The sequence below is a fragment of the Mitsuaria sp. TWR114 genome (genome assembly GCF_007997345.1).
Genome location: NZ_VOSR01000039.1, coordinates 19,054 through 38,938, shown reverse-complemented (window position 1 = coordinate 38,938; position 19,885 = coordinate 19,054). Strand labels below are relative to the sequence as shown.

The window sequence follows — 19,885 nt, the reverse complement described above, 5'->3', positions numbered from 1 at the left end:
CGCTGCTGGTGCTGGGCGCGCTCGCGCTGCGCGTCGCTCCGCGGCTGAATGCCCTCGCGCTCGGCGAGGCCGCGGCCGCGCACGTCGGCATCGACGTCGAACGGCTGCGCTGGCAATGCATCGGCATGGTCGCGCTGCTGTCGGCGCTCGCGGTGGCCTGGTGCGGGAGCATCGGCTTCATCGGCCTGATGGCACCTCATCTGGCGCGTCAGCTCGTCGGCGCGGACCAGCGCCGTGTGCTGCCCAACGCCATGCTGGCCGGCGCCTTGCTGCTGGTGGTCGCGGACAGCTTCGCGCGCACCCTCGCGGTGCCGGCGGAAATCCCGGTGGGCGTGTTCAGCGCGCTCATCGGCGCGCCGTGGTTCCTGGTCCTGCTGCGCGGCGCGGTGCGTCGCATGGGGAGCGCGTGATGGCTTCGCTGCTGACTTTGCAGGACGTGCGCGTGACGCTCGGCGGCACGGCGATCGGGCCGGTGACGGTGCGCGTCGAGCCCGGCGAGCGCATCGCGATCCTCGGTCCGAGCGGCGCCGGCAAGTCGACGCTGCTGCGCCTGATCGCGCGGGAACTGCGTCCCTCGGCCGGCCTGCTGCATTTCGACGGACGGCCGCTGGCCACGTGGTCCTCGAGCGACCTTGCGCGACGTCGCGCGGTGCTGCCGCAGCAGCATGGCGTCGCGTTCGGGCTGCCGGTCGAGCTGGTCGTCGCCCTGGGTCGCGTGGCGCGCCAGGGCGATGGCCACCAGGACCGGATCGTGCGCGAGGCCCTGACGCACGCCCAGGCCGAGCACCTGCACGGCCGCCGCTTCGACACCTTGTCCGGCGGCGAGCAGGCGCGCGTGCAGCTGGCGCGCGTCTTCGCGCAGGCCTGGGATGCGCGCGACGGGCTGCTGCTCGTCGACGAGCCGGTCGCCGCGCTCGACCCCGGCCTGAGCGTCTCGCTGATGGCCGCGATGTCCGACTTCGCCGCGGCGCGCGGCCATGCGCTGGTCGCGGTGCTGCACGACCTCAACCTGGCGCTGAACCATTTCGACCGGCTCTGGCTGCTGAAAGCGGGCCGGATGCTGGCCGACTGCGACGCGCTGCCGTCGACGCTGCCGCTGCTGGAGCAGCTCTACGACACGCGGCTGCGCCTGCTGGCCGACGACCATGGGCTCGCGATCCTGCCGCTGCTGGGCCACCTGACGGGAGCGCGCGCGTGACCGCGCCCGCCCTGCGCCTGCACGGACTCGCGCCTCGCTGGAGCGGCTGGGCGATGACCGCCGCGGTCCACGCGGCGATGCTGCTCGCGCTCGCCAGCGCCTTCGCACCGCAGCGCTCCGCGCCGGTCTCGATGGCGCCGACGGGCATCAGCGCGCGGCTGCTGCCGTTCACCACGACGTCCGCCGCCGCCGCGATGGCGCCATCGGCGACCACGATGTCGCCGATCGCCTTGCCGCGCTCCGCGCTCGATGCACCGCCGGTTCCCGACCTGCCGCCGCCCCTCGTCGAGATCGCCGCGACTCCCCCGCTCTCTCCGCCAGCCTCATCGCACTTGGACACCCCTGTGGCCAGCGGCGTGACCAACACCGGCGCCAGCAGCGCCACCAGCACGGCCACCGCCCCTGCCGCTGGCGCCACGGTCGCTGTCGACACGAACGCCATGCCCGCGCGCCAAGCCGCGGCGGCGACAACGACCACGGCCGTGGCGCCGCTGCCCGCCGTGGTGCAGCCACCCTCACCGACTGCCACCGACCTCCCCGCCACGCTGCCCGCCGATCAACCGCTTGTGCAGCGAGCGCCAGACGGCCCGCCACTACCCAGCACTGCTGCGCGATCGCGGCATCCAGGGCCTGGTCCGACTGCGCGTGAAGGTCGATCCCGAGTGGCGCGCGGCCGAGGTCGTCATCGCTGGCGGCAGCGGCTGGCGCCTGCTCGACGAAGCGGCGCGTCGCGTCGCCGAGTCCTGCCCGTACACCCCGGCCCGCCGCGGCGACCAACGCCTGGCGAGCTGGATCGAATACCCGGTGCGCTTCGCGCTCCAGGCCGCCCCCTTGCAGTAAGGAGTCCTCGCCATGTGCGACAAGTCCACTTCCCCTTCGTTGTTGAGCCTGCTGGCCCGCGCCGACGCCGGCCTCGGCGGTGCGCCGGGCGACGCCCCGTTGCCGATGGGGACCCGCGGCCCGGTGACTGGCGCCGGCGTCTTCATGCAGGAAGGCGAGGCCGTGCCCGCCGCGGTGGCGGGGCTTCCGCTCGCGCAGGCGCTGGCACGCGGCGAGGCTCCCGCGTCGACCGCGGCGCCGAATGTTGAGGACACGCCGGTGCCGCGCGGCTCGCGCCGTCGACGCCTGTGGGAACTGCCGTCGCAGGCCCTGTGCCCGGTGATCGGCGTGTGCCTGCCGATGCCGGTGCTGCGCCGCAAGCTGGGCAAGCTGCTCGGCGGTCAGGCCCTGAGCAACGACTACGAGATGCACTGCGGCGCGATCAACGAGTGCGCGCGGCGCGGGCCGGTGTCGGAGATGCTTCAGAAGGAGCTGGACCAGCGCTTCGCGATCGCGCTGCGGCAGTCGTCGCAGCACAAGACCGCGGAGGCGCTGACGCGCTGGTGGCATGCCGCGCAGCAGGGCAACGACGTCGGCGGCGCGCTGTGGGGTGCGCTGACGCATGCGCGCTGCGACGCTGCGCTGCAGGAGCAGATCCTGCGCGACATCCACATGCTCCAGCACCAGGTCGGCGCCGCGAATCGCGCGGACCTGCAGCGGCTCGACGAACTGCAGGACGAGCACGCGGTCCTCACGCGCGAGCTGGCGCAGGCCCAGTCCCGCAGCACGCGCCTGCTGGCCGAGCGGGCACGCGAGCTCGAAGCCTCGCAGGCCGAATGCCTGCGCCTGCGCGGCGAGCTGATGGCGCGCGACACCCTGGCAGCGGGGCTGCGCGAGGAGCTGCAGCAGCTCGAGGACAGCATCCCGGGACTGCGGCATCGGCACGAACAGGCCAAGCACCTGCAGACGCAGCAGGAGCGCATCCATCAGCTGGAGCGAGCGCTGCTGACCGCCCGCCAGCAGGCCGAGCGCGAACAACGGCGCGCGGACGAGCTGCAGCAGGCGCTCGCGCTGGCGGAGCGGCAGTTCCAGCACCCGATCCAGGAAGCGCACGACGCCTCGACGTCGACGCTGCCGTCGCTGGATGAGCGCTCGGTGCTGTGCGTCGGCGGCCGGCCGGCAGTGGTGCCGATCTACCGCCAGTTGATCGAGCGCACCGGCGGCCGTTTCCTGCATCACGACGGCGGGGAGGAGGACGCGGTGTCCAAGCTCGACGCGAGCCTGGCGGCCGCGGACCTGGTGATCTGCCAGACCGGTTGCATCAGCCACGACGCGTACTGGCGCGTGAAGGACCATTGCAAGCGGCACAACAAGCAATGCGTCTTCGTGGACAAGCCGAGCGCGAGCGGTCTGCGCCGAGCGCTCGGGTCACTGGGTCAAACGGACCACGCGGAAGCGACGGTCGTTCAGTCGGGTCATCAAGACTGAGTCCGACCTGCGCCATGTAGCCGCCCGACGGCCCGCTGCCCCAACCTCCCGCCGGCGCTCCGCGGCAGGATGAATCAGCCCACTTCGCAATAGGCGCCTCGCCTTCGCTGCCGCCCGGCGTCGGGCAGGCAAGCCGCCTACTGTTGCTCCGTCAAGGAGCACCCATGCCTGAATGGCTCAACGCGCGCCCGCTGAGCGCCACCCTCGTCGTGCCGGGCACCGAGCGCACGCGGGAACACCCCGAGCAGCCCGCGGCCCCGAAGCTGCTGGGCGATGCCGACCATCCCCTGCGCTCACGCGCGCAGCGCGAGCCCGATCAGGCCGAGGTGCTGAAGGTGTCAGGACGGGCCATGGCCGATGCGCCGTCGAACATGGACCGGCCAGGCAGCTCGAAGTTGCGTCGTCGCGTGGCCGCTCATTCGCCGGCGGGGCTGATCCCTTCGGCCTTTCCGGCGCCGATGTCCAGCTTTCTCACTGGCGAGAAGAACGGCACCCCGGTGCCGCTGGGGGCGCATCAGTCGAGTGGTGGCATGCACCCCGTCCACCACAGCCGCGCGGCGGAGGTGGTGCGCGCGCCGGTCGACCCGGGTTTCAGCGAACGGCTGGATGCCGCCAAGGACGCCTTCGATGCCGCGGCCCACAAGCATCGGGCCGCGCCGGGAGGAGACACGCACGACGCACTGCGCGCGGCGGCCGCCGATCTCGATGCGGTGCTGTCTTCGGCGCAGCTGCGCAATCTCGGAGCGGCAGCCCGCATGCACACGGCGACGCGAGTACGGCTGGACTTCGCCGTCGGCGAGCTCGATCGCGTCGACCAACAGCTCGGTGCGGCCGGTCCCGGGCACCGACCGGCGCTCGAGGAGGTGAAACGTCAGCGGCCGGCGATGCAGGTGGCGGCCGAAGGCGCGCAGCACATCCAGGAGTATCACGACGCGGCACTGAATGCGGCCGAACATCGCCTGGTGGCGTTGATGCAGGCGCATCCGCCTGGCTTCATGGCCACCGAGCCCACCCCCGCGCTCACCGCCCAGCTGAGGGCGCTGGCGCATCGGTTGCCCAATCAGCCGCTGAAGGAGGCGATGTCGCGGTCGTCGATGGTCGAGGCCACGTCCCGCATGCTGGCGCATGTCACGGGCGGCGACGCCGCGCGCGGTGCCGACGCGCTGCGGGCATTGATGGGCGCGCCCACCTTGAGCTGGATGGCGACCGCCGGGAACGATGGGGCTGCGCAGGCCGAGGCCGACGTGCAGGCGCTGTTCCGCCTGATGAGCGGCGTGCACCGCGGCACCGAGGTCCTGATGCTCGCCGCGCGCGACCAGGCCACGATCGCGGAGGTGGCGCCGCAGTCGCTCGATGTGCGGGCCTTCTGGCGCGCCGATCTGGCACAGCGCCAGGAATCCTCGGAACCCGTGCGAGCCTGGCTCGAAGGCGCCAAGCGCGCGGCCATGGCCAGCGCCGAATCAGGCATGGACGCGGTGATCAGCCAACGCGACCTGGCGGCGCTGCGCGCGGTGCGCATGGGTTTCGTCTCCAATGCATCGGACTCGCACTACGGCCGCGTCAACAAGCGCTTGACCAAGATGGTCACGCAATGGATCGACCGGGCGCAGGCGCCCGAGGCTGGAATGGCGAGCCGGGTCCAGCAGATGCTCGGCCTGGGCGGCGCGTCCGCGGCGGACCTCGAGCGGGGTACCGCGCGCCAGCGACAGGAGCTGGACCCGCCCACCCTGAATCCGCTGGGCAAGAAGACGCCGCTGCGTGCCGGCGTGCTGGAGCGGCTCGACACGGTGGGGGCTTCCGTTGGCGTGCGCACGCCATCGGTGCAGGTGCGCGAGCATCTGGTCGCCGCCGCCCATGCGCTGGAGCAGGCGGGTGGCCAGCTCATCGACCAGGCCTTCGCACGGCGAGAGGCCCCGTCGCCCGAGATCGCCCTCGGCCGTGCGCTCGGTGCCTTCATGCAGGCGCACCCCGATCTGCCGCCGACTCACACGCCGACCGGCGCCGAGATGGCGTCGATCCGGGCGCAGGCTCGCGAGGCCCTGCAGGGCGCGCCGGTGCCCATGCCGCCCGCCGGATCGCTGCTCGCCATGGCCATGCGCGCGGCCTCCATGCTGCAGGCCGTCTCGGCCCGCTCCCCGCGGCCCGCGACGCAGGACGAGGCGCAGACGGCCGCGTTGGTGGCCCGGGCGAATGAAGGCCTGTCGGCGGCCCATCGCTTGCTGTCTCCGGCGACCGATGCTCGACAGCGCTTCGTCGACGATCTGTGCGCCAAGCTCGACGGCTGGGACCTGCGCACCCGGCTGCGCGGCAGCGACGGTGGCGTCATCGGCGCGGGCTTGCTGTCGAACATGTCGATCTCCACGCCGGCGGCGGGCCACCCGCTGATCACGCCGGTGGCGAGCGCCCAGGTGAAGCGCGAAGCCTTCATCGACATCTTCCATCCCATGCAGGGCCTGCAGATCACCGCCGGCTCGATCCGGCAGACCGGGGGCGAGGTGGGGCTGAGCGCGGGCCCGACCTTCAAGCTCGCCGAGGACGTGCTGGGCTTGCGCCTCTCCGGTGGCCTGAAGGGCGGCTACAACAGCACGCAGGTCGATGGCGCCATCATGCGCATCCGTCGCGAGCCAGGGCGGCTGCCCGAGATGATCGAGCACCTGAAGAACGTGGTGCGCGACCTCGCCCAATGGGACACGCTGCAGGACGAACGCGGACAGCCCTTCGATGACGCGGTCGCCGCCCTGCTGGCGCGCAACGGGAAGCTGATCATTTCCGACATGACGCAGGACACCTCGAGCAGCGTGCTGGAGCTGTCGGCGTCCGCCGGCCTCAGCGTGGGTGACCCGCGCCCGGGCCGGCGCAATGCCACCTTCGGGCCGAATGCCTCGGTGCAGCTGTCGACCGAGCGGCAGCAGCAGCTCTATGCGGACCATTCGGGCAACGTGCGCGTGCTCAATGAACAGGTGTCGATCGCGCATCACAAGTTCCGCGCCACGGCCAGCCTCACGGCCAACGTGGGCGACCCGAACAACTATCCGCGTCCGCCGCATCCCGCGCATTCAGCACCAGCGCCGGCATCAACGCCGGCGCCAGCGCCGTCTCCCTCGGCGGCGCCGCCGGAATCCACCGGGATCACCGGCGTGAAGGGGCCGATGCTCCTTTCCGGCACCCGCGAATTCGGCCAGTCCTATGAGAAGGTGTCGGTGACGGTGCTCGACTTCGCGGGCACCATCGATGCGGACCACGACCGCTTCTACAACTCACCGCAGCCCTTGATGGCCGAAGTCGAGCTCAACCGCGAGCAGTGGATCCAGCGCTATCTGGAAACGCTGAGCGGCTGGACCGAGGAGCAGAAGCAGACCCAGGGTCGGGACCTCGCCCACCGCGACCTCGACCGCTTCCTCGAGCAGGCCCAGGCGCTGCAGACCAGCAACTTCGCGCACTACAACATCCACGACACGATGATGCCGCAGGCCTCGGGTCACTTCGAGACGCTGTACATGCTCAAGGACGTCGCCAGCGTGACCGGCAACGACGCGATGGCCCAGTCGGTGAAGGCCGACCGCGATCAGCTGCTGAACGAGCCGTCCACGTGGCGGCGTTCGACGATGAACCTCTTCGAGCGCGGCAGGTCTTCGGCCGTCGACGGGATCAACGTCGTCATCAAGGCGGGGCGCACGCAGGCGGCGGACGCGCAATTGCAGATCGCCGAATACCCGTCGCGCAATCCCGCGCCGCCGCCGCCGGCTTGAGCCGGAGCGAATCCCACGCTACTGGATCTGCGCCGTGCCGCCGGGACTGGCGGCGGCATCGCGCCTGCGCTGCCGCGCGCGCTTGATGGCCATCACGGCGGCACCCGCGGCAAAGCACAAGCTCCAGAGGATGAAGGTCAGCCCCAGCGACATCGCTGCCTGGCGCACGCCTTGAATGACCGAAAGGCTTGCCCATCTCAGCGCCTGGTCCTCGTGCGCGAAGCCGTACCAGCCTGCAACGCCGCACACCAAGCCGACGAACGCCAGCCCGCCAGCAAGACGCAGCATCGGAGCCGACCGCACATAGAGCCGCTGGTTGAGCTGTTCGTTGCCGATCTTCTCGCCCAGCGCGCTCCGTCTCAGGATTTCGAGCGTGTCGGGCTCAATGATGTGCACGAGCGTGTGGGTCAGGATCATGGTCGACAGTTGCGGCATGTTCGTCAGGCCGGGGTCCACCCGGATCACGCGCCCGCTGGCGGTGTGCAGCCGAAACCACCCGCGCGGCTGGGAGGTGTGATCCACCTTGACGATCTGCGTCCAGGCGGCGGATCGCCACCAGCCGAGGATGCCGCGCTGGCGCACACCCAGTTCGTTGGCGGTGACCTTGGTGATGAGGTACAGCCAGATGAGCAGCACCGCCAGTGCCGCCAGTGCGCCAAACAACGCCTCCCCCTCGCCCAGCCCCGTCGGCGACGACCGATGCAAGGACCAGAGGATGCCGCCGAAGAACATGGTCCACGCGCCGCCGAGGAATCCATAAAGCGGGCTGGCGCGGCACTCCACCGTCGTTCCACCTGCTTGCACCGGGGCCCGGAGTTCCTGCCGCAACAGCCACGCTTGATGCGCGATGGTCAAAACAGCCGGCACCAGCAGACAGGCGATCAGGAAGAGGAGGAATTTCATGGCTGGCGCGGATCGTATCGCTCGCGGGGGCGATCGGGCGATTGGGTGCCGCCGTGGATCTCGCGGCAATCCCGAGCCGGCCGGACGCTGGGCTACACGGGATGCGCTCTGCCGCTCGATCCAAACGTGTCAGACGCGAAGTCCAGGAACGAGCGAAGCTTTGGCGTCATTCGGCGGTCGGGCGCGTAAAGGATGTGCAGCGGCCGTGGGATCGGTTGGTACTTCTTGAGGATCCTGGTCAGCAGACCGGATTGGATGTCCTCGGCCAGCAATTCAGTGGGTTGCAGGATGACGCCGACGCCTGCCACTGCCGCGGCGCGAAGGGCCTCACCGCTGTCCGTCAGGAACTTGCCCTTGATGGGAACCCTGACGACGCCTTCAGGGCCTTCGAAGGACCACTCGGTTCGCAAGGAGGTGTGCGCGAACACCAGGCACTCGTGCCTGCGGAGGTCCTCCAGCGTCCGGGGATGGCCCCGCTTCTTCAGATAGGCGGGCGAAGCACACAAGACCAGTTGATGAGGCGCCAGGCGCTTGGCCATCAATCCACTGTCGGGCAGATCGCCGGTCCGAAAAGCGACGTCGAAGCCCTCATCCACGAGATCCACGGTTCGATTCGTGAGGCTGAGTTCCACCGACACGTCCGGAAATCGGCTCATGAACTCCGCCAGTCGAGGCGCCAGCGCCCTGCTTCCAAAGGTGATGGGCGCACTGATGCGCAGACGTCCACTGGGAAGCGCTCTGGACTCGTCGATCTGCGCTTGTGCCGCTTCCATTTCGGCCAGGATGTTCTTTGCCCGCTCATAGAAGAGTCGTCCGCCATCGGTCAGGCTTTGTCGCCGGGTGGTGCGGTTCAGCAGCTTGATGCCCAAGCTGCTCTCCAGCGCCCGCACCTGCCGGCCAGCCAACTGAGATGACAGGTCGAGTTCGGCCGCGGCCGCGGACATGGAACCAAGTTCCACCGTCCTGACGAAGACCTGCATGGCACCCAGTCGATCCATTTGAAACGCTCCGGACTATGTGATGAGTCACGGGCGCCATTTAATCATTGACGGCTCATATCTAGAGTTGCGTCCATCGATCGATGCCAGCCCCCTGATTTCATCCAGTTCACCGAAGGAAAACTCATGTCCGTGGTCAAGACCGCCATCCTCGCAACCGCCCTTGGCGCGTCCGCGCTCGCATCCACTGCCGCTACGACGGCAAAGGTCGGGACGGTCAAACCTACCGTCGTGCTCGTCCATGGCGCGTTCTCGGATGGCTCCACCTGGAGCCAGGTCATCCCGCTCCTCCAGGCAAAGGGCCTGAAAGTGGTCACTGCCCAGAATCCCCTGACTTCGCTGGCGGACGATGTGGCCGCCACGCGCCGCGTCCTCAGCAGGGAAACGGGTCCGGTGGTCCTGGTGGGTTGGTCCTACGGAGGCGTCGTCATCACCGAGGCGGGACAACAGGAGAACGTGAAGGCGCTGGTCTATGTCGCGGCCTATGCCCCGTCCGAGAACCAGTCGATTGCCGACCTGAACAAGGACTACCCCACGCCGCCTGGCCTCACCACGCTCGTCGCGGACAAGGATGGCTTCCTTGCCCTCACGCCGGAGGGCGTCTCCAAGTACCTGGCCCAGGACCTCCCCGAGGAGCGCACCAGGGTCATCGCCGCCACGCAGCATCTCACCCAAGGGAAGAACTTCGAAACCAAGGTGTCCGTCGCGGCCTGGAAGACGAAGCTCTCTTGGTACGTCATCAGCGAGCAGGACCACATGCTCCAGCCCGATCTTCAGCGCGCCCTGGCCAAGAAGATTCAAGCGACCGTGGTGACGCTGCCGACCAGCCATGCGCCGCACCTGTCGCGTCCGGCTGACGTGGCGGCGGCGATCCTCGCCGCGACGGCCGCCGTTTCGCCTTGACGAGTCGGGCTGCGCGGCGGCTCGGTGGGTAGCGATGCGGCACAAGGCCGAAGAGGCGCTTGATGCGCAAAGGCCAGGATGGGCGCCATCAGCAGACAGGCGATCAGGAAGAGGGTGACCTTTCTTGTACAGAGTGGACGTTCAACGTGTGAGTTCACCAGCCCGCTGTGGCAGGTCGGATGGAGCGAAGGGCTAGACGGCCCTGCAGGCCTACTCGTCGATGAATTTCCAGGTGTCCGCTCCGTCGAAGCGACGAACGCGCACAGAGGCGATGAGTTTGGGATCGAAGTTCCCTAGGTTCACTCCATGCCTGGCTCCCGCAGTGGGCTCCAGCGGCTCCCAGTGCGTGACGCAGCCACATGTCTTGCAGTGAATCCTGCGAAGCGTTCTGTCGCCCCAGATGTACTCGGCGGTGGCTTCTGGATGCGCTTCGATCCTCACGGTACCGAACTCGAAGTACACCCATGGCCCGCCAATGCGACGGCACACTGAGCAATTGCAGTCCGTAGCGACCGTGGGAGTTGACGGCAGCGTCAGTCGGACCGCGCCACAGTGACATGAGCCTTCGTGCATAGCAATCTCCAGAAACACCGGCCGGTTGGCCTCGGCGGTTGGGGGCAGGCCGCATAACGAACAAGAGCGGCGGCCGCCATGCGGCGAAGCCGGCTGGTGGACGTCCGATCGAGATGAGGTCTGATGACAGTTTGATCTTCCGCGTTGCATTGTGGTGAAAACCGACGCATCGGCACTGCGTGCTGTCCCGGAAGTCAGAGGGCTTCACCGCTCCGCGCAGCGTAGCCCACGGAGCACCTGGTAAAACGTCTCCGAACGGTATGCTCGAGGGCCGCAGCGCTGACATCCAGGCAATGTCGAATCTTCCGACTCATTCAAATCCAAGCCCTTCCCTCCGAGAACTACTGCGCGCCGGCACGCTTGCCGAGATCCAAGCTGCGATCGGTGCGGGCGCCGACGTGGCGAGCTTTCGTGACGAGCATGGCTACGATGCGATGCAGACGGTGACATTCGGATGCGGCGCGACTCGCGACGACGAGATGCCAGACCTACTTCGGTTGCTGGCCGCGCACGGCGCGCGTCTCGATGGTCAGTCGTCGCATGGCGAATCAGCTCTGAGCATTCTGTCGCGGCAATGCCGTTTCGACGCCATTCGATCCTTGCTGGAGATCGGAGCACCCGAAGACCTGCTGGCTTGGACGCCGCTGTGCCGCGAAGTAGCGTTTGGCACGCTTGAGGATGTTCGAGTCCGTGCGGCTCATTCTCCGAATGAGCTGGAGGAAAAGGATCGTTGGTCGCGAACGCCATTTGTGCTCGCACTTGCACTGGGGCGACTCGATGTAGCCGAGATGCTCCTAGAAGCTGGAGCAGAGCGCGAGCCAACCGATCACGTCGGTCGACCTCCGATCTTTCATGTGGTGATGTCCGGGCGGACGGACGTCGTCCGTTGGCTGCTCGAGCGAGGTGCGGTAGTGGATGCGACCGACCATGGCGGGAGCACCTCGCTCCTCGACGCCGTAGAAGCAGACGACCATGCGATGGTGGACTTTTTGCTGTCCGTCGGTGCCGATCCGAACCACGAGCAAGTCGGCTTTCCTGCGCTCGGCTGCGTCGAATCTCGCGCGATGGCGATCCGCTTGCTGGAGGCTGGAGCCGATCCCTCCGCCTTGCGTTACGAGCAGCAGCGCCTGTTCCTGGGGGCAACAGTCGGAACTGCAAGCGATCCGTTCGAAGGGCTGGGCTTGGCCGAATTTGAGCGTGATCGCACGCGTCGTTTCGGTCAGCGTAATGCGCAGGCCATGCAGGTTCCTTTCTGGGTCGCGATGGTGCGTTCGGGGCTGACCGGCTACCAAGCCGCCAATCACTTTGGCGCGGACACATTCGACCGCACCCGACCAGTTTGGTGCGCGAACCGCATGGGTCAGTCACTCACACTGCTGCCGGACGGACGCGTCGTGCAAGTCGCTGGCGAGCATGAGGATGGCTACGACCCCGACTTCTGCATTTACAACGACGTTTTCGTCCACCATCCCGATGGCCGCCTGGAGATCATTGGCTATCCGGAATCTCTATTCCCACCGACTGACTTCCATACGGCGACTCTCGTGGGTGACCGCATCATCGTGATCGGCTCACTGGGCTACCAGGGCAGCCGCGTCTATGGGACGACGCCGGTTTTCGCGCTGAGCATCGACGACTGGCGCATTGAACACATCTCCGTCTCCGGCGAAGGTCCAGGATGGATTCACAAGCACCGTGCCGTTCTGGTTGGAAATGGCGAAATCGCCGTGATCGGAGGTAAGGTGCTGTCGCAGGTGGGCGAGGAAGAGATCTCGACAATCAACACACGATCCTTCACGCTGGATCTGGCCGCGCGCCGATGGTGCTAAGCGGCCATCAGCTGCCGCTCGACTTGGCCAAGCGAATACCAGCAGTGCAGCGATTGCCGCCGTTCGCGCGCGCTCAGTCGTGGTCGGCACACCGCCATCTGCGGTCATCCGTATTGTTGGCATGACCGTCCGCCGCAGTTGTGGTACTGCCGAGGGACGTAGTTGCCCGCCAAAGAGGAGAAGGTGCCACTGGCTACACTGGGTGCGAGCTTTGATCCATGGTGGGCATGGCAATCGCGAAGTGCGATCTATTGATTTCAAGGCGGCTCGGATGTTCGAGGTAAGCTTCTGCCGAGTCGGCTGGACGATGTTCAGATAAGAAAAGGCTGCCAATGATGAAGACCATCAGCGGAGGAGTCAGTCAAGTCACTGCTGCTTCAGATGATGTATGACTCAAACGTCATTTCATCTGGTACGGGGTTTGTGGCGAAGGGCGCTTCGGGCAAGTGGTACCTAATCACAAACCGCCACAATCTGACGGGCAGAAGACAAGACGACAATTCGCCCTTGTCGCCCACGGGGGCGATCCCCAATCGAATACGAATCTTCCATAGTTGGACAGGTGGGATAGGGCTTTGGCGTGCTCATGAAGAGGAACTCCTCGCCGGTGGAAAACCCGCGTGGCGCGAGCATCCAGTTCTGGGCGCGAAAGCGGATTTCGTCGCCTTGCCACTCACCGACCTCGATGAAGTAGCCTTGTATCCCTATGATCCGCTTCACCCAGGGCCCGATATAAAGGTAGGGCCTGCGGAAGCCGTGAGCGTCGTTGGATTTCCGTTGGGGAAGACGGCAGGCGGATTCTTCGGGATTTGGGCTACTGGATTTGTTGCGTCTGAGCCTGAGATCGATTACCTCGACTTGCCCGTGATGCTCGTCGACTGTCGATCCAGGCCAGGCCAGTCCGGTTCTCCTGTGATTGCCCATCGCAGCGCTGGCTCGCAGGTTGCAATGGAGAACGGGGACTCCGTTGTCTTCAACGGCAATGCTGTGCGCTTCTTGGGTATCTACAGCGGACGAATACATGCCGATTCCGATATCGGAATGGTCTGGAAGGCATCCTCAATTGCACAACTGCTCAAGGCTCTTTAAGGCGAAAGGTGCTGCGGGACTTGCGCCGATAGAAGGTGCCGAACAGCTGTCGATTGTGAATGTCAGGATCAGGCCGGGCCACCAGATCAGCAATGCTCTGCAGACGAAAGGTTTGAAGTAAAGCTGACGCTCAGGCATCGAGCGCCGATGGCTGCTGTGGGAGATACCGGCCGGCCGAGGCGTGCCATGCAACCGACTCCAATCAGCCTGAAGCCGCAGCAGCTATGCAGCGTTCTCGGTCGGTCGGCGCGGTGGGCCGTCCGACCGGTTCTCGGCGCATTCCGGTCAGCCGCCCACGAACTGGCTCAACGTTTGGACGACCGGTTGGCGGGCGCGACCTGCCGTTCGCTGCGCTTACGCGGGCGAGCCGACTTCGGTATCACCGGAGTCAGCTTCCCGCGTCCATGAACTCACCCAATCGACCCAAAGCGGAATTCGACAGGGGCGATCTCCCGCCCTCGAAGCGGACATTCGAGGCGTCAGGCCATCCCGTAGACTAGCCGGTGAAGGGGCCTGTGTCCGGCTCCTGACTACCTCGCCTACGTGTCATGTCCAACAGCCAAAAAATCGATTTCGGCAAGCCAAGCTTACAGATCGCTGGTCTAAAGCTTTGGGTTCACGGGCGCCAGTTTCCAGCAGCACAGGACTACTGGGATGGCAACTGGTTGCGAGTGACCGCCCGGTGCGATTCAGTAGGTTCATCGGTGGAAGCAGAAGGAGCCATTGTTCATCTGGGTGAACTGCACGGACTTCTGGAGGGATGCGAGGGTCTGCATGCGTCTCTCTCCGGAGTTGCGAAGCTCGAATGCATGGAGCCGAACCTCGCCGTCACCTTGACTGCCAGGACGCTTGGCCACATCGATGTGCAAATTCGAATCACCCCCGACGAAATGTCGGAACGACACGAGTTCAACGCGTCATTCGATCAATCGTTCTTGCCGGCGATCATCAATGGTTGCCGAGGAGTTCTGGGCGAGTACCCGCTTCGCGACCCTAGTGGGCGCAGCAAGTAGGACACAGGTAGGCCGACGTACGGCCGACAGTCGTTAGAGGCCGGTCATGGCCGGGACCTCCAGTTCGCCCGGACCCCAGATTGCCGCCGTTCAGAGCGGCCGGCTCGAGCTGACGCCGGCGCGGCCGCCGGTGAGCGCCTCCGATTTCCGTCTGCTCGGAGATCTCAAGAGCGTCATCCACCTCGATGCCGAGGTGCCTCACCGTCGACTCGAGCTTGGAGTGCCCGAGCAGCAACTGAGCGGCCCGAAGGTTCTTCGTGCGCCGGTAGATCAGCGTTGCCTTGGTCCTGCGCATCGAGTGCGTCCCGTACTCGGCGCGGTCAAGGCCGAGTTCATCGACCCAGTGCCCCAGGATTCGAGCGTACTGTCGGGTGCCCAGATGCGGCGAGTCGTGCAGCCGGCTCGGAAACAGGAAGTCCTCGGACTTCAGCCCGCCTTGCCTGATCCAGGTCTGCAAGACGTCTCGGGTAGCCTGCGTGATCTCGAACTGGACAGGTCCTGCGTCTTGTGCTGCACGACGACAGCGCGTGTCGCTATCTGGTCGCCATGACACACGTCCCTGACCTTGAGCGAGACGAGGTCGCATCCGCGCAGCTTGCTGTCGATGCCGAGGTTGAACAGTGCGAATTCGCGCCCCCGTCCCTCCATCTGGAGGGGGACGCGCAGCGCCCAGATGTCCTTGAGCTTGAAGGGCGCCTTCTGCCCGACAAGCTTGCCCTTGTTCCAAGGCTCGCAATGAATGGGGTTGCCTGTGGTTCCCATGATGGTCTCCCATCGAGTTGAGGGCTCCACAGGATGCACTCGCAAGCCGGCCGAGGTCGCCGCCTTGCTTGATCCGCGCGTGGGCGGCGCGAGACTACCAAAGTCAGCCGACAGTCAGCTTCCCGGCGTGTTGGTGAAATGTCGGTCCCGGCCAAGTCCCAACCTTGGTGACCGTCAGCTTGAGGGTATCCAGTCCAGCGGACTAACCCGGATCTTTCACGAAGGCCGCCGGCCACGCTCTTGAAGCCGCATTCGACGTTGACAGTTCGTAGGATCTTCATTTGTGGCTAGGGCGGGACCGATGGCCCGCAAACGTGCTGTCGCGTTCCCGGTTCAGCGGCGATTCGACGCCGGCTTCGTGGTGGCATTCCGGTCGACGTCGGACTCGACCGGAATTGCGCTGGGCTCGTCAGTTTTAGGGATGTTTGCCAAGGGGTAAACGGTTACAACTAACCCGCTCGGAAGCCCCAACACCTCGGAAAGCCCTGTGATGCTCAATAAGCTCAAGCCCGCGTTTCGCCTACTTTCGGTGATTGCCCCCATCGCGCTCACCGGTTGTGCCGGTGTTGACTTTTACCAAGACAAGGCGCTTACGACTTCCACCGGGATCCCGATCTATGGCGCCAAGCCGTATCTGCTGGTCGCCCGAACTGGAGCGGAAGCCAAGCCGGTGGAGAGCTCGATCATCTACATCACCGATCCGTCACAGGTCATCTACGCCAAGCCCAATTCCGGCTTTGGCTCCGCCAAGCTGTCGCTCAGCTTGAGCGGCGGCCAGATGACGACCTTTGGGCAGGAGACCGACACCAAAATCCCAGAAATGCTCACTTCCGTAGCTGGCCTCATCACCGCACGCGCAGGAGCCGCCAAGACGGCGGCCGATGCCGCCGCTGTGCTGGCGGGCATTTCCACCAAGCAGGCAGCCCCCGCTGCCAAGGACGTCGGTGAAAAGGTCGCGGCCATCTCCAAGGACATTTCAGCGTCCGCGGACAAACTGGACCTCATCGACGATCACAAGACGACGCTCAAGTCTGCGGCTGTCGCGCTTTCGAATGCCAGCAGCGTCCTTACCGATCCGACCAAGGCCCCGCAGCACGAGGCGCAGTACGCGGTCATCAAGGCGCAGTGCGACGCGCTGGGCAAACTGCCGAAGCCTACGACCGCGGGCACGAAGCGCGACGTCGCACTTCAGAAGGTTCAGGACTGGGTGGCCGCGCTCGGCGACTTGGTCAAGGCCACCGAGCCCGCGAAGGAAGCGCAGCCGGACTTCGAGCTGTATGAAATCGTCCAGGACGCGGGCAAGCCCATCTCGCTGCGCCGTGTTATGCCGCAATGACGCGTGAGACCACCAAAAGTCGCGCGAAGGCTCGTGTGAAGGCCGTTGCGGCCTTGCGCGCGCAGCTGGATGACCGAGTCGGCAGTCGCAGCGACATTCTCGGCTCGATGCTGGCGGTGAAGTTGCAAGGCGGCAGGCCGACCGATCAGATTGGCATCACCTACTTCGTGCGAGAGAAGGTGGCCAAGTCCGAGCTAAGCCCACGCAAGCGGGTGCCGGCCAGCATGCGGGTCGGTGATGAGGTCGTGAAGACCGATGTCATCGCCTGGCCCCGCATGGCCGAACAGGCGACGCAGATAGCGCCAACCATCGTCAGCGATGGCCGAACGCAGGGCACGCTGAGCTGCTTTGCACTCACCGGTTCCACGCTCTTTGGCATCACCTGCGCGCACTGTCTAGAAGGCGTTGACCAGAACCCCGCGACCCCGACAGTTGTCGAGTACTTTGGTGTGGACAAGCGGTGGTACCCGACTGGGCAGAGCGTCTATCTGGCCTACGCGCCCGGGTCCGCGGTGCCTGGCAACTTCGGCTATCTCGACTGCGGGCTCTTCGAACTGCGTGACCCGACGCTGGCAGCGCGAGCGCGTGCCGCCAAACCTCTTAGGGTCGTGACCGACTTGCACTCGCTGGTCAACCAGGGAGTCTTCGGGTTCAGTCCGCTTGAGCCGCTCAGCTCGCCGGCACCGCTACGCAAGGCCTTGGTGATCGGCGTCGAAGCGGTGGCGATGGGCGAGCGATGCGACGTCGTGCTAAACGTCGATCCACCGGGCACCTTTCGCGGGGACAGCGGGATTCTGTGGATCACGCAGGATGGCCGAGCCGCCGCGATACATGCACGGGGAGAGGTGATGGCGGGGATTCACGCAGTCGTCTGACCTCCGCCATGTCGGCCAATCGGATCGGCAACAGCCTTGGCGTGCAACTGCTGCTGGGGTGATCACCCAATCCGCGCAGAGGTGGCATGCCATTACCCTTTAGCGCAGCGGAGCGGCGTTGGGCCTCGCGGGAGATGCCGCGCAGCGCGCGGAAGCTGAACGTTGCCCGAGCTCGACGGAGAAGACTCGCATCCACGAAGGCGAATGCATGCCAGGGGTAAAGATCTTCGACCTTCCGCGCAGCGAATGACTGTTGACATCCCGTCGATCTGTCGATTACTACTTCCGCTTGGGGTCGACATCAGCTTGTCGCGAAGAGCGGAAACGGTCGCTCACGAAGGCTTGAGACGGGCGAAGCCGTCAGCCAGGCGCCCCGACCTGAGCGACCGGTCTTGGCGCGAGCGGCCGGTCAGGACCTGACTTGCGAACGACCGAGATCAGCCTTCCGCCGTAGCTCACGGTCGTGAGCTGAGCGGCAGCATCAGATCGAGAGCGCCATTTCACCAAGAGCAGTACCAGTCACTCATAGCCAGCGCTAAGCCGAAATCACCAGTCCGACTTCATATCGCTCCGTCACCGACCCCTCCCCTTCCCATTCCCGCCAGTGCTTGAGCCTCAGCGTCGTCCTCCCCGGTGCCGTGGCCTTGATCGACCACTGCGACTCGCCGCCGCTGCCGACCGTCTCTGCCGAATGGACGTGGCGTTTCTCGCTGATCTCCACCAGACGGGAATCGGCATCGAGGGTCCAGCCGTACCCCGTGCTCGGGTTCTCAGGCAGGCGCAACAGGACCGAATGACCGACTCGCAGGTCAATCGTCTTGCCGTTGTCAGCCACGCTCAGCACTGGAACCATCCTGGCGCCTTTCCGATGTCAACGCCGGTCGGCGAATCGGCGTGACGACAACGGCCTCCGCGCCTGGACGAAACCAGGCGCGGAGGCCGTCACGGGCCCCGCTATTGGAGCCATGCGCTCCGTGCGCTCAACTCGCCCAACCGAACTGCCAGTAGTACTTCTTGAAGGTGCCCGCGGGAATCGCGAAGACGCCGCCGGCATTCAAGGGCACCGAGCGCCAGAAGCTCGTGTCATACGCCGACCAGTTGCCCGGGAGGCTGTTGATGACCGGGCTGTTGTGTCCCCACGGATTGCGAAGCACGATGTACTTCGTGTTGTTGACGTAGGCCCAGCCCAGGATCGTGTAGGCGTGATAACCGACGATCCCCGTGCCGCTGTATTCCACCGGCGATGGCGTCTGGCAGAAAGTCCAGGCAGTCATCGGATTGAAGGTCCGATACGACAGGCAGTTGGACCGCACCGCCGTCCAGATGTCGTCCTCGCTGAGCGCCGAGCAGGTCTTGGTGACGCCCGTCAGATTGGTCAACTCCGTCGTCGCCTGCACCGGCCAGCCGCCGGCAATCGGCCCGTAGTTCGGCTCGTCGGTCGCGTCATTGGTCTTCCACTTCGCGAAGGCCTTCTCGTAGACCGCCGGCCAGATCTCGCCGGCTTCGGAAGAGCGCGCATAGATCCAGGCATTCGTGCTCGTGACGAGCGGCACGCGCTCCGACACCTCCATCGTCTTCAGGCCGCCGGAATAGAAGTCGATGCGATCGACGAAGCTCGCCGCCGCGGCGCCGGTGGCGCGCGAGCGCTGCATGATCACGTAGGGACGCGACCACGCCACCGCCGACAGCGCGGCGATGAAGTAGCAGTCGCCCAGCGCGCCCTGGACCGGGTCGAAGTACTCGGCAGCCTCTTCGAAGAAGTCGCCGGGATCGGCCCAGACCGCCCCTGGCGGCGTGTATCCGGGCGCCGTGACGCCCTTGGCCGCAGTGGCCGACGGCGCGCTGCCCTTGTCCCCGCCGGCCAGTGCGCCGACCACACGCTGAAGGGCGTCCGGCGACAGCTTCGACAGCACCGCCTCCATCGGGCTGCCCTTGGCCATTGACCCCAGGGCCTTGGCCCGTTGGTCGGGCTTCATCTCCTGGATGCCGGCGAGCGATCCCTGAGAGTCGGCCAGGCCGCTCACGAGGAGGTTGCCGGGGACCGGCTTGGACAGCTCCTCGACCGACGCACCGAGCGTCTTCTTCACGAAGGCATCTCGATCCGTGACCGCACTCCAGCGCACGTTCCTGCCCAACGCGAGTTCAGCAACCGCGTAGGGATTCGCCAGGCCAACTTTCGGCTCATTCATTGAAGTCTCCCTGTTCATTGACGCACCAGAAGCAGCGTCGAAAGCGGCGGGCTTCGTGACCGGAGGATCCGGCCACGACTCGCCACTCGACTGCCAATCTAGGCGTCACCGGGAGGCCCCTCAACTTGACATCTAGGGGGCGGCGCCGCGCTCAGGGGCGC

15 protein-coding genes and 1 pseudogene are annotated in these 19,885 nt (G+C 66.1%); 11 read left to right on the top strand and 5 right to left on the bottom strand.

The features are described 5' to 3' along the window. The 5 genes from FUT87_RS02495 to FUT87_RS02475 all read left to right on the top strand — a co-directional run. On the top strand, positions 1 to 410 hold a 410-nt coding region (locus FUT87_RS02495), incomplete at its 5' end, for an iron ABC transporter permease (protein ID WP_147239967.1). Continuing rightward, positions 410 to 1,198, top strand: coding sequence for an ATP-binding cassette domain-containing protein (locus FUT87_RS02490; RefSeq protein WP_147239966.1), 789 nt, complete (start codon positions 410 to 412; stop codon positions 1,196 to 1,198). The genes FUT87_RS02495 and FUT87_RS02490, both read left to right, overlap by 1 nt. Before the next feature lie 564 nt (positions 1,199 to 1,762). Next, complete coding sequence (locus FUT87_RS28295; protein ID WP_186830321.1) at positions 1,763 to 2,038, top strand: energy transducer TonB; 276 nt, start codon at positions 1,763 to 1,765, stop codon at positions 2,036 to 2,038. Between the two features lie 12 nt (positions 2,039 to 2,050). Continuing rightward, complete coding sequence (locus FUT87_RS02480) at positions 2,051 to 3,505, top strand: DUF2325 domain-containing protein (RefSeq protein ID WP_255511623.1); 1,455 nt, start codon at positions 2,051 to 2,053, stop codon at positions 3,503 to 3,505. 164 nt (positions 3,506 to 3,669) lie between these two features. Next, positions 3,670 to 7,254 carry a hypothetical protein gene (locus tag FUT87_RS02475; protein ID WP_147239964.1) on the top strand — a complete coding sequence of 1,195 codons (3,585 nt, stop codon included), beginning with the start codon at positions 3,670 to 3,672 and terminating at the stop codon, positions 7,252 to 7,254. A gap of 18 nt (positions 7,255 to 7,272) precedes the next feature. Here FUT87_RS02475 and FUT87_RS02470 read toward each other — a convergent pair whose 3' ends face one another. Both FUT87_RS02470 and FUT87_RS02465 read right to left on the bottom strand, forming a co-directional pair. Next, the gene (locus FUT87_RS02470) at positions 7,273 to 8,157 is read right to left on the bottom strand and encodes a hypothetical protein (RefSeq protein WP_147239963.1); all 885 of its coding nucleotides are present in this window, start codon (positions 8,155 to 8,157) and stop codon (positions 7,273 to 7,275) included. A gap of 92 nt (positions 8,158 to 8,249) precedes the next feature. Then, positions 8,250 to 9,155: a LysR family transcriptional regulator gene (locus tag FUT87_RS02465; protein WP_147239962.1), complete on the bottom strand. Its 906-nt coding sequence runs from the start codon at positions 9,153 to 9,155 to the stop codon at positions 8,250 to 8,252. A 126-nt stretch (positions 9,156 to 9,281) separates the two neighbouring features. Between FUT87_RS02465 and FUT87_RS02460 the strand changes: the two genes are divergently transcribed. From FUT87_RS02460 to FUT87_RS02440, 4 genes are all read left to right on the top strand, one after another. Beyond that, positions 9,282 to 10,058, top strand: a complete 777-nt coding sequence (locus tag FUT87_RS02460; RefSeq protein ID WP_147239961.1) for an alpha/beta fold hydrolase — start codon at positions 9,282 to 9,284, stop codon at positions 10,056 to 10,058. A gap of 833 nt (positions 10,059 to 10,891) precedes the next feature. Then, positions 10,892 to 12,460 (top strand): ankyrin repeat domain-containing protein, encoded by a 1,569-nt coding sequence (locus tag FUT87_RS02450; protein ID WP_147239960.1) that lies wholly within the window; start codon positions 10,892 to 10,894, stop codon positions 12,458 to 12,460. Between the two features lie 384 nt (positions 12,461 to 12,844). Beyond that, complete coding sequence (locus tag FUT87_RS02445) at positions 12,845 to 13,549, top strand: trypsin-like peptidase domain-containing protein (RefSeq protein WP_222617024.1); 705 nt, start codon at positions 12,845 to 12,847, stop codon at positions 13,547 to 13,549. A gap of 548 nt (positions 13,550 to 14,097) precedes the next feature. Then, complete coding sequence (locus FUT87_RS02440; RefSeq protein WP_147239958.1) at positions 14,098 to 14,562, top strand: hypothetical protein; 465 nt, start codon at positions 14,098 to 14,100, stop codon at positions 14,560 to 14,562. 142 nt (positions 14,563 to 14,704) lie between these two features. Here the strand turns inward: FUT87_RS02440 and FUT87_RS02435 are convergent. Further along, positions 14,705 to 15,324: pseudogene (locus FUT87_RS02435) on the bottom strand (tyrosine-type recombinase/integrase); the annotation flags it as partial. A gap of 490 nt (positions 15,325 to 15,814) precedes the next feature. On the opposite strand from FUT87_RS02435, the gene FUT87_RS02430 reads away from it, so the two are divergent. Beyond that, the gene (locus FUT87_RS02430) at positions 15,815 to 16,660 is read left to right on the top strand and encodes a hypothetical protein (RefSeq protein WP_147239957.1); all 846 of its coding nucleotides are present in this window, start codon (positions 15,815 to 15,817) and stop codon (positions 16,658 to 16,660) included. After that, complete coding sequence (locus FUT87_RS02425; protein ID WP_147239956.1) at positions 16,657 to 17,535, top strand: hypothetical protein; 879 nt, start codon at positions 16,657 to 16,659, stop codon at positions 17,533 to 17,535. Before FUT87_RS02430 ends, FUT87_RS02425 begins: the two co-directional genes overlap by 4 nt. 535 nt (positions 17,536 to 18,070) lie before the next feature. Here FUT87_RS02425 and FUT87_RS02420 read toward each other — a convergent pair. Both FUT87_RS02420 and FUT87_RS02415 read right to left on the bottom strand, forming a co-directional pair. Continuing rightward, a complete protein-coding gene (locus tag FUT87_RS02420) occupies positions 18,071 to 18,370 on the bottom strand; it encodes a protease inhibitor I42 family protein (protein WP_186830320.1) in 300 nt (99 codons plus the stop codon). A gap of 145 nt (positions 18,371 to 18,515) precedes the next feature. Beyond that, positions 18,516 to 19,724, bottom strand: a complete 1,209-nt coding sequence (locus FUT87_RS02415) for a C2 family cysteine protease (protein WP_186830319.1) — start codon at positions 19,722 to 19,724, stop codon at positions 18,516 to 18,518. Between the last annotated feature and the right edge of the window lie 161 nt (positions 19,725 to 19,885).